The organism is Shewanella sp. 10N.286.52.B9, assembly GCF_002873635.1.
Taxonomy (GTDB): Bacteria; Pseudomonadota; Gammaproteobacteria; order Enterobacterales; family Shewanellaceae; genus Shewanella.
The window spans coordinates 1-8,954 of sequence record NZ_MCTY01000083.1; the positions used below are offsets into that span (position 1 = coordinate 1).

8 protein-coding genes and 1 pseudogene are annotated in these 8,954 nt (G+C 40.4%); 4 read left to right on the forward strand and 5 right to left on the reverse strand.

The annotated features are described in order from the left end of the window. Nucleotides 1-730: 730 nt before the first annotated feature. Both BCU91_RS05950 and BCU91_RS05955 read right to left on the reverse strand, forming a co-directional pair. Nucleotides 731-1,519, reverse strand: a complete 789-nt coding sequence (locus BCU91_RS05950; protein ID WP_102476984.1) for a metallophosphoesterase — start codon at nucleotides 1,517-1,519, stop codon at nucleotides 731-733. Nucleotides 1,520-1,607: 88 nt separating this feature from the next. Further along, nucleotides 1,608-2,261, reverse strand: coding sequence for a metallophosphatase domain-containing protein (locus BCU91_RS05955; protein ID WP_241904047.1), 654 nt, complete (start codon nucleotides 2,259-2,261; stop codon nucleotides 1,608-1,610). 268 nt (nucleotides 2,262-2,529) lie between these two features. On the opposite strand from BCU91_RS05955, the pseudogene BCU91_RS20540 reads away from it, so the two are divergent. Then, nucleotides 2,530-2,748, forward strand: a pseudogene (locus BCU91_RS20540) (IS4 family transposase); the annotation flags it as partial. 43 nt (nucleotides 2,749-2,791) lie between these two features. Here the strand turns inward: BCU91_RS20540 and BCU91_RS20255 are convergent. Continuing rightward, nucleotides 2,792-2,959 carry a hypothetical protein gene (locus tag BCU91_RS20255; protein ID WP_157936270.1) on the reverse strand — a complete coding sequence of 56 codons (168 nt, stop codon included), beginning with the start codon at nucleotides 2,957-2,959 and terminating at the stop codon, nucleotides 2,792-2,794. A gap of 396 nt (nucleotides 2,960-3,355) precedes the next feature. Here BCU91_RS20255 and BCU91_RS05960 point away from each other — a divergent pair, with 396 nt between their 5' ends. From BCU91_RS05960 to BCU91_RS05970, 3 genes are all read left to right on the forward strand, one after another. Then, nucleotides 3,356-3,928, forward strand: a complete 573-nt coding sequence (locus tag BCU91_RS05960; RefSeq protein ID WP_102531102.1) for a recombinase family protein — start codon at nucleotides 3,356-3,358, stop codon at nucleotides 3,926-3,928. 313 nt (nucleotides 3,929-4,241) lie between these two features. Further along, the gene (locus BCU91_RS05965) at nucleotides 4,242-4,838 is read left to right on the forward strand and encodes a 3'-5' exonuclease (RefSeq protein WP_102531103.1); all 597 of its coding nucleotides are present in this window, start codon (nucleotides 4,242-4,244) and stop codon (nucleotides 4,836-4,838) included. A gap of 625 nt (nucleotides 4,839-5,463) precedes the next feature. Next, nucleotides 5,464-7,674 carry a hypothetical protein gene (locus tag BCU91_RS05970; RefSeq protein WP_133126578.1) on the forward strand — a complete coding sequence of 737 codons (2,211 nt, stop codon included), beginning with the start codon at nucleotides 5,464-5,466 and terminating at the stop codon, nucleotides 7,672-7,674. A gap of 611 nt (nucleotides 7,675-8,285) precedes the next feature. Here the strand turns inward: BCU91_RS05970 and BCU91_RS05975 are convergent. Together BCU91_RS05975 and BCU91_RS05980 are read right to left on the reverse strand one after the other, a co-directional pair. Continuing rightward, on the reverse strand, nucleotides 8,286-8,510 hold the full coding sequence (locus BCU91_RS05975) for a hypothetical protein (RefSeq protein WP_198590441.1): 225 nt from the start codon (nucleotides 8,508-8,510) through the stop codon (nucleotides 8,286-8,288). Further along, nucleotides 8,510-8,914, reverse strand: a complete 405-nt coding sequence (locus BCU91_RS05980) for an antitoxin Xre-like helix-turn-helix domain-containing protein (protein WP_102476983.1) — start codon at nucleotides 8,912-8,914, stop codon at nucleotides 8,510-8,512. Before BCU91_RS05980 ends, BCU91_RS05975 begins: the two co-directional genes overlap by 1 nt. Nucleotides 8,915-8,954 lie beyond the last annotated feature (40 nt).

Sequence of the window (8,954 nt, forward strand, 5' to 3'; positions counted from 1 at the left end):
ACCATAGGTGAACCATAGCTGTGTACGTGAAATCGACACGATGTTATTTTTACGCCACCACAACTGAGCTATGTAGTGGCTAACTAAAACTGGCCACTACATTGAAGCTTACTTAGCTTATTTTTGGACATTTCCGAGTTACGATGAACAAATGCAGCCAAACTTTCTGATAACCGATTCTATGCCAAACACACCAACTGACTACAAAGTAGTGGCCAGTTTTACTAAACAACTACACTTTGAACTGATAAGGATTTCTTATAAGTTGCATGAATAGCAATCTTGGTTACGGACTAGCGCATGTCCGACTTGGTTAGTGTAACGCTACCGTCATCGTTCAGAGTCCAAGTAAGTATATCACCTTCCTTAAAATCGAGTTCCTTTATCATTTCTTCAGGGGTATCGAAGTAAAGCTCGCCTTCTTCAGTAGCCTTGACTGTTAATATCATCATTTCGCCTTCTAGGATTGTTTAGCTAATATACCTTTATACCTTCAATATAGAATTGCACTCCCCTGCTTTTACTAAACTTTTATGACTCAGAATTTTGCAATAGTTCAACTACCGAGGAATACTCGGTAGTTGGTTTGTAGTGGTCAACTAATATTGGTCACGATTTTAGAGTTTAACCAGAACAATCGCTATGTAATGGCAGATAAAACTGGTCTCTGTTTTAGAGTACTCAATAGACAAGGTTATCTGTCTTTTTACTGACTTTCATTTTATAACCACTATAAATGGTATACCTTATTTCTAAGTAATCCTGGGGTCATAGGCACGGAACCCTTGGGGTTGCTAATGAACTTAACATGCCCTGCGATTAATTTCTCCGTAGCATCATGCTGATGACCAGCGATCCAATATCTAGTTCTTAGAATTAATTCGTCCGATAAAGAGGCATGATAGAACGGGGCATATTCACTCGTACGATTTATATCTAATGCAAACGCTTCTAAATTGGGAAGGTGATGAGATACAACCAAATCCACCTTCGGCGGAAAATTATCAACAAAACTCTTAAATTGCTCTTCAATAATCTTGTAATTAATAAATTTCGGGTCATTCATCAATAGTCCGTAATCATCTAATAAAGATTTTGAGTAAGTGTGGATCGGAAACCACAAAGAACCACCGTAAATTAAAAAACCATCGATTACGATTGATTCATTGTTTAAAAAGTATAAATTGTCTACCAGCTGGCTATGATATTTTATTTTTTTCAAGGGCGAATTAGATAGCACTGTTGAATGGCTTACGTTATTAACCGATTCCTTTATAAAATGATAAGGATTCATTTTGTATAAACGATTTTTATTACTATACCATTCATGATTTCCACAGACATATATGACCGCACGAAAGTATTTACATAGAATAGTTTTTATATACTCCATGCCAGAGAGTGCATTAGCAGCATCACCCGCGATAATTAGAACGGCCTCAGGATCAAAGTCTAACCAAAAATCCTTTCTTATTTTAAAGTTATCAAGATGCAAATCACTCACAGGTATAAACTTCATATAATTACTCATTATTTTTTAATATAAATATTGCATCAAAGATGCTGAAAAATAAGGATATATCATCAGGTCGCAAGTCCCTTACGCTTTAAACCTGCAAATTGAGAATTTTAACAACGAAAAGCATTGGAGCATTACTGGGAATATATCGTCTTGTACAAGAGCTAGCATTGATGAATGTTGTTATACCATCTGACTCCCGACCATATCCCTCATGAATGTGCCCACAGACATGAAACTGAGGCTTTACTCGCTGGACAGCACTTAATAAGTCATTGCAGCCCACATGTTTTCCTTCTAGATTTTGATCCAAATGACGATAAGCTGGCCCGTGTGTTATCAGGACGTCTGTGTCGTCAGGTATTCGATCCCATTTCTGTTGTATTTCTGCTCCTCTCTGCAAATTAAACGCCCAATTCAAGAACCAGGGTTGCCAAGGTGAACCGTAAAATTTAATTCCACAAATCGTTACCTCTTCATCCTCGAGGTATACGGCATTTGTCATAGCCGCTCTAGCTTGAATCGGATTACTTTCAAATACTCGGTCATGATTACCAGCTATAACGATGCGATAGCGGTGCGGTAAATCTGTAAGCCAAGCGTTAAAATCATTCAACTCTTCCAGTTTTCCTGACTTCGTGATGTCACCTGCATGAATAAATACATCAGCATCAGGAACTTCTATGTGTCGATACATACCATGCGTGTCGCTAATCACAACACATGTCAGTTCGTCATTCATCTATTATAAATCCAACGTTAATTGTATATTCAGTAAGCACAAGTTCATCTTTTTTAGATCAACTTTCGCAATTCATGCGCAGAAATAGTCACTTTTATTCTTTATTTTTACTGTAGTGGCTAACTAAAACTGGCCACTACATTGAAGCTTACTTAGCTTATTTTTGGACAAAAGCTTCTTAGAACGATTATTCAATTTAAATTTTTTCAGATAAATTTTGTACTGAAAACTTCTAAGCAAGTGGCCAAGTTCACATTACCACTACACTAACCAATTGAGTTTTAGAGAAGCGTCATCGCATATTATTTTTAAACTATCCCAGCTTCCTAGTATGTCTCCAGGCAATATCCCTAAGGTAATCTTTGATATAGAAAAGAATGCAAAACAGTTTGTTTTAGAGGGAAAAAGGGAGCGTAGTTACCCTAGAGTGCTGAAGTGTTCGAAGGACCGATACCCCATAAAAAAGAAAGCCGTTCACGTTAAGTGAACGGCATTACGCAATAAGCGTGTTTTTTGAAGCTTGCCACCTGTTAAAGAACTTGTTTAACCGCCTCAAAAACACTCTTCAGATTTTCATGTGAGCTTGGGAAATCTTCATCTTCATAAGACATTTCTTCTAGTGCATCCTCTACACGATAAAATGAAGTACCTAACTTTGAAGCCATATTCTTAATATTTCTTTGTGTAATAACCATCACTATTAATCCTTGTCGTTAAAAGGGAAGACATTCTCTTCGTTGCAAACAAGAATAGACCTAGAGCAGCACACATGTCAACAATAAATGTATGTTAATTTAAATTAGATTACCACTTCAGGCATTATATTACCACAACTTTTTGAAAAAAAATTTTTATATGCTTATTTTAGGGTCTCATTAACAACCAAAGCCACCAGCACCTGGTGACAACAAAACATTTGAAACACCACCCGCTAGCCAATCAATCTGGTATCAAAAAACATTCGTATATTGATACCAAAAATTTACCAACAACATTGGTATCATTAATCTAGATCAATAAGTTTATGACACCAATCGAATATGATACCAATATTGTTGATACCAATTTATGTTATTTTCTAAAGAGGCGAACACATGCGTACATTTTGTTATTGCCGAGTTTCGACTACAGAGCAAACCACAGAGAACCAGATCTTAGCCATTAAACACCGTGGCTATGAGGTGATAAATTCACGAGTCATTAGTGAAACAGTTTCTGGCTCTGTGGAGGCGATGAAACGCGAAAAATTTAGCGCATTGATCAACCTGCAACTGGAGTCAGGAGATACGTTAGTCGTACTTAAATTAGATCGTCTTGGGCGAGACAATATCGATGTGCAAAACACCATTCACCTACTCACACAAAAAGGCATTAAAGTCGTATGTTTAGACCTGCCTGTAGCCGACCTTTCTTCTGCGGAGGGAAAGCTGATGTTGCAGATGTTTTCAGCCTTTGCCGAATTTGAGCGAAATCGTATACGCGAACGTACCAAAGAAGGACTGGAGCGAGCCAAAGCGCAGGGGAAAAAGCTTGGTCGTCCACTAGCCCGTACCACCACTGTTAAAGTACGGATGCAAAAGCATATGGGCTTATCACAATCCCAAACGGCGCAAGAGTTGGGCTTGGGGATTGCAACTGTGAAGCGACATTGGAATAAACAATACTAGGATGTTACTACTGACTCGTTTATCCCAAAGGTGCTCGGTTTCAGCATGAATTACGATTAATTTTGCTGTTAAACGCTCTATGAACATTTAAGTACGTCTTAATACATAATAAAAGGGAGTAGCTATTTAGGTTGTACGCCTTTAACTGCAACTTTAATGCCTAGCTTTAATTCCATTAGACGCAGAAACCGTTACCAAACCACCACAAGCAACTGTTTCAATTGAAAATAATTGATCTAACCAACAGTATTAAGTAGTGTGTATATACATATAAATATCAGGCGTAGCCTAACTACGTGTGACGGAGCCAAATATGGAAGTTACATATACACTGGATGCGCTAACTCAGCTATTGATTAATCACGATTACCTAGTCGTAATAGACATAGAACACATCTGCACCTCGGATGGTGCCATCATACCCATCGATCGAGAGATTATCGAAATAACAGCAATTGCAGTCCCAACAAAAGATCTCACCTTTATCAGTGAGGGCAATGAATTTAGCAGTTTTGTACGCCCAGAAAAATATCCAATTTTGAGTGATTTTTGTGTTGAACTAACAGGTATATCACAATCAGAGGTAATGACAGCAAGAAATTTCAGTCAAGTATTTACCGATTTCAAAAAGTGGCTGCCAAGAGAAAATAGCTATATTTTTTCAAGCTGGGGTAGCTATGACCTAATACAAATAAATCTAGACTGTACTAACCACCAGCTAGATGAATTTATCCCAAGTACGGTCATTAACCTCAAGAAAGCGTTTTCTAAAGCCCAACAAGTTAAACCGCAAGTGGGATTAAAGCGAGCATTAGCTATGTCCGGGATAGATATCGAAGGCACTCAACACAGGGCTATATATGACGCTAGAAACACAGTTAAACTGCTGCCTAAAATTTTTAGATTATAGGTGACAGAACATAATCTTTTAGGAGCCTGTGGTAACCACCGCACCTTATGGCCCATGTAACGAAACTCTGAATCAGATATTCCCATAGTTGATATTGAAACATCTTAACCATTTCTGGACAGCTTTAAGTTGCACTTTTGCTAGTTTAGTGAAATATGATTAAATAGAGGTATGGCAACACTCACTTAGTCGAGTGTCCAGTATCACTGGAGCAGATCACTAACAGTTGATAACTTTCCTTAAACACATTGTCTTTTGAAGAAAATTCAACCTCACACGCTACGGCCTTACCATTAACGTTTTTAATCAGAACACCAACTAACATCACTTTCTCCCTAACTCTTTTTCAAAAATCATTTATTTTCACTGGCAACCTTGTCAATCATCGTCCAATACGTCATGAATTAGAGAGCGCCTACTGTCTTGCAACAGAAACGGATCTTATTAAGGACAACTACGTGTTAAGTGCCTCTGGCTTTTGGTCGCTTTACGCAAAACCGACCAAAAAATCGGGGAATTGTTTTGCCAAGTGTTCGATAACTATTTTTTTGTTTGTAAACTTCTAATCACTGTGCATAATGACAACTGGATCAATGCACAGTGTTCAAGTAAGTGGTTTATTTTTATGGATAAAAGTTCTACAGTGGAAGTGTTGGTAACGCGCACAAAGCGCGTTTGGGGAAATGATGCTGTCGTAGTGCCTTGCGATACAGGTGTTCGAGTCAAGGTGCCGAGTTTTTCTCACCTCTATAAACCTAATAAAATCCCCATCACTGCGATTCTAGACCCTACGATTACCGGACGACTCAAAGGCCCATTAGATAAAGAGTTCTCGGTAAAAATGCTCTCTAAACTGCTTACCATTGACGAGAAACTTATCGAAAATACGCGAGAGTTGTTGGAAGAGCAGCTGCCATATGGCGCTTCGCTCACATACATCAGTTACTCGTCGCCAGATCAATCGGATTATCAAGGAAGCGGTACGTTTAAAGGCCAACCGAAAAAAACTGGCGTGCACTATATGTACGAAAAAATCACGGGCTACTTTTCGAACTGGCAAACTACGCACAAAGTGAGAAGTACGAATTTTGGGCGTACCGGCATTAAAGCCGATCAACTCATGATTGTTTGCACGCTAATGGAGTTATTTCCAACGAACGAACACGGAGAGCCAGTGGAGTGGCGAGAAGACATTCGATTTCACTTTACCAACAACCTTGAACTCGACATCTGGGGTGAAAACTTGGCTACAGGGCTCTGCGCTGAGTACCAGGGGCATCAGGGACATTATAATGATCCAGAAGTAATTCGCCGAGACAAGCAAAAGGTTAAACAGGCGGCTGAAAACGGTGACTTCTTTCTCGTCATTGACAGGATTAATCACCTCTCTCCAGAAAAAGCATTGCGTGCTGTCATGGGGGTAATTGACCGTTATCAAGGAACGGAAAAAAAATCTTTTTTAAAACTGATGAACAAAGCACCGTCTGTCCAGAAAATCCATGACCTCTTCGCGGAGAAACTCCCTGAGCGTGCGCAGCAGAGAACACTGGCACTCAAGGATTTTTGCAACGAAAAAGGCCACGCATTACTGACTCAGCAAGAAGCGTATTTGCCATACGATGAGATCGAGTATCAATGCGGTAAATGCACTAGCAAAAACTCAACGACGGTTAAAAGCCTTATCGAAACAGCGGCGAATTTCTGCAAATATTGTAAAGGTGACGCTAGGGCAGAAATGAATCGAGCTGTTCGTGCGTCAACTCTGAAAACAAGCCTGTCTTCTGCCGTGTACGAATCCCTACCGAGTGGCCTTGTCGACGCGTACGTAATGAATGGTACTAAAGACGGTCGGTATGAGTGTCCAGATTGCAAATATACGCTCAATCTAAACCATACCAACCCAACCCATGAGCAATTTTTGGCTGTTCTAGAAACAAATAAAGGGTTCCCTTGCCCGATTTGCGAAGCGGGGATGCAAGACATCAAAGCCAGTTCGGCTCAACGTGAGACGCTGTTAACTCAAAAACACAACATCGAAAAGCTCTTTGCCGACAGACAGCTTGACGCATCAGAGTATAAAGACCGTATCAGTTTTACTGACGCTAGCACTGCTGACAGTCAAATCGAGTTAACTCTACCTATAGAGGCGGACGAATCTATGACAAAGTCTGTGCGGGCATGGATTATGGCGCTGAATAGTAGCGATGACGACCTCGGAAAAACCGTCATATCGAAGGCTCTCATGAATGTACGTGGGACGGATCCTGACGCGTATTTTATCAATGGTGATGGGACTAAATCTTTGACCAGTGACCTAAAAATAGCCGAGGCAAACTGTGGACGCAGCACGAGGATTGGTGGACTAACATTGCCTCACCCTAATTTTAAAATCGACATAAAAAAGACAAGTCGTAAACTCCAAGATTCTAAGAAAAAGGAACAAGAGACTGGCCAAAGCAGACCATACTGCATGTTATGTGCCGATTTCCATGTTCAAGATCGCCCTGGCAGCAACGGTTTAACGTTGGATGTAGCGCTGCAGCGTTTTAAACTCTGGATGGCGGCACTAAATGAATTGACGCCATACCGCTATGACGTAGAGACCTGCTCAGTTTCATACGCAGGTACTCGACAAGAATTTGGGAAAATACACACTACGAAAGATAAGTTGAAATTTAAATGCGAAGGCTCAACACCTCTCGATAAAATCGAGTCGTACGGAAACTTTTTTAACGAACACAAAGGCATTTTCATTACAAACCTGAAGAATACCGAGTACAGAAAAATGAGCGAGCTGTTCGCCGCGCTCTCAACTCGAGACAATGTAGTGGCATAGTTATTCTGGCCTGTGCTTTGTATGTTTTCAAGCAAACTGTGGCATGTATTAGATCTAATTATGCTTATAACAATAGATTGAAACTCGTTTTGGTCGGATAAGCGGCACCTGTTACCAAGTGCCGCTCTCCTAAGAACCGTACGTGCAACTTTCACTGCATACGGCTCAAGCCTCCACTAAGGCGTACTATGTTACCCAGTAACCACAGGGGTTACCTTTGCAATACTCACTCGAAGCTTTGATAGAGCATTGCCCAATCTCTTTCCTACTCTCGTTGCCATTTTGGCAACAGCGTATAAACCACTTCCGCTGCTTCACGTATAACGCACCTTTCGTGGATTCACATATGTTCATCATACTGACTCCCTAGCACTTACCCGACTTGTAGTTATCAGGAAGAACGTCCTCTCACGATTCTGTTCCCATTCGGTATAAAAACCAAATTTCGTTACATTGTCTGGCTCGCTACTTTATTCAGAGCCATAGGGTCATCTGGTGATACAGATGGTTCACTCTAAGCGGTGAACAGCGCTTCATACGACTTCACGTCGCACGGGCAAAAGCGTGTTAGCTTTGCCCTGTTAAGATTGCACATTAAACCCACCCGATCATCAAATATCATATTCAAGTCGCTCAATATATTTGAGTAATGCCCTAGCCTGAACATCCTTACCATAACAGCCGTAGGTTATGTTTGGGTTCGTGTGACCGACTATCAGCGCCACTATATGTTCACTGATAGCTAATCGCTTAAATTCATCGATAAAGGTGTGTCGAAGACTGTAAGAATATAAACCACCCACATGGTCTAGCAGATCGTCAAACAGTGATGACATTAGTGCACTCGATTCATATCTAAATAGCGACTTACTTTAGCTATCCCTAAATATCCATCCTCAGTCATCACTTCTAGCGGAGTGCGACCATCAAATTTTTGGTTACGCATTGTGACCCACCCATAAAGCAGTTCAGGGTTTTGGGGGTAAAGTAATCGCAAAGCTTTATGGATTGCCAATAAGTACCCTACACGCTCATATGAATCACGCCCTGTTGGGATGCCAACCAAGCCTTCTTCCATAGATTTTATTTTCTTACGACTAGAAGGGCTTATACCAAGCAATGAGCATTGGGCATCCTGTGAAATCCCCCAATACTTAAAAAGCTTTGTGACTGCTTTCGCAAGTACTCTCGACTCGACTTTGTTGACCGTTTTAGCTTGCACTCTATTTGTTGCTAACATATCAAAATCTCCTCATACTTTATTACATTATAAGGTCTGC

Excerpts from the sequence above, each read along its gene's own strand:
- BCU91_RS05955 (WP_241904047.1), bottom strand. The coding sequence starts at position 2,261 with ATGAATGACGAACTGACATGTGTTGTGATTAGCGACACGCATGGTATG.
- BCU91_RS05970 (WP_133126578.1), top strand. The coding sequence starts at position 5,464 with ATGGATAAAAGTTCTACAGTGGAAGTGTTGGTAACGCGCACAAAGCGC.
- BCU91_RS05960 (WP_102531102.1), top strand. The coding sequence starts at position 3,356 with ATGCGTACATTTTGTTATTGCCGAGTTTCGACTACAGAGCAAACCACA.
- BCU91_RS05950 (WP_102476984.1), bottom strand. The coding sequence starts at position 1,519 with ATGAAGTTTATACCTGTGAGTGATTTGCATCTTGATAACTTTAAAATA.
- BCU91_RS05980 (WP_102476983.1), bottom strand. The coding sequence starts at position 8,914 with ATGTTAGCAACAAATAGAGTGCAAGCTAAAACGGTCAACAAAGTCGAG.
- BCU91_RS05975 (WP_198590441.1), bottom strand. The coding sequence starts at position 8,510 with ATGTCATCACTGTTTGACGATCTGCTAGACCATGTGGGTGGTTTATAT.
- BCU91_RS05965 (WP_102531103.1), top strand. The coding sequence starts at position 4,242 with ATGGAAGTTACATATACACTGGATGCGCTAACTCAGCTATTGATTAAT.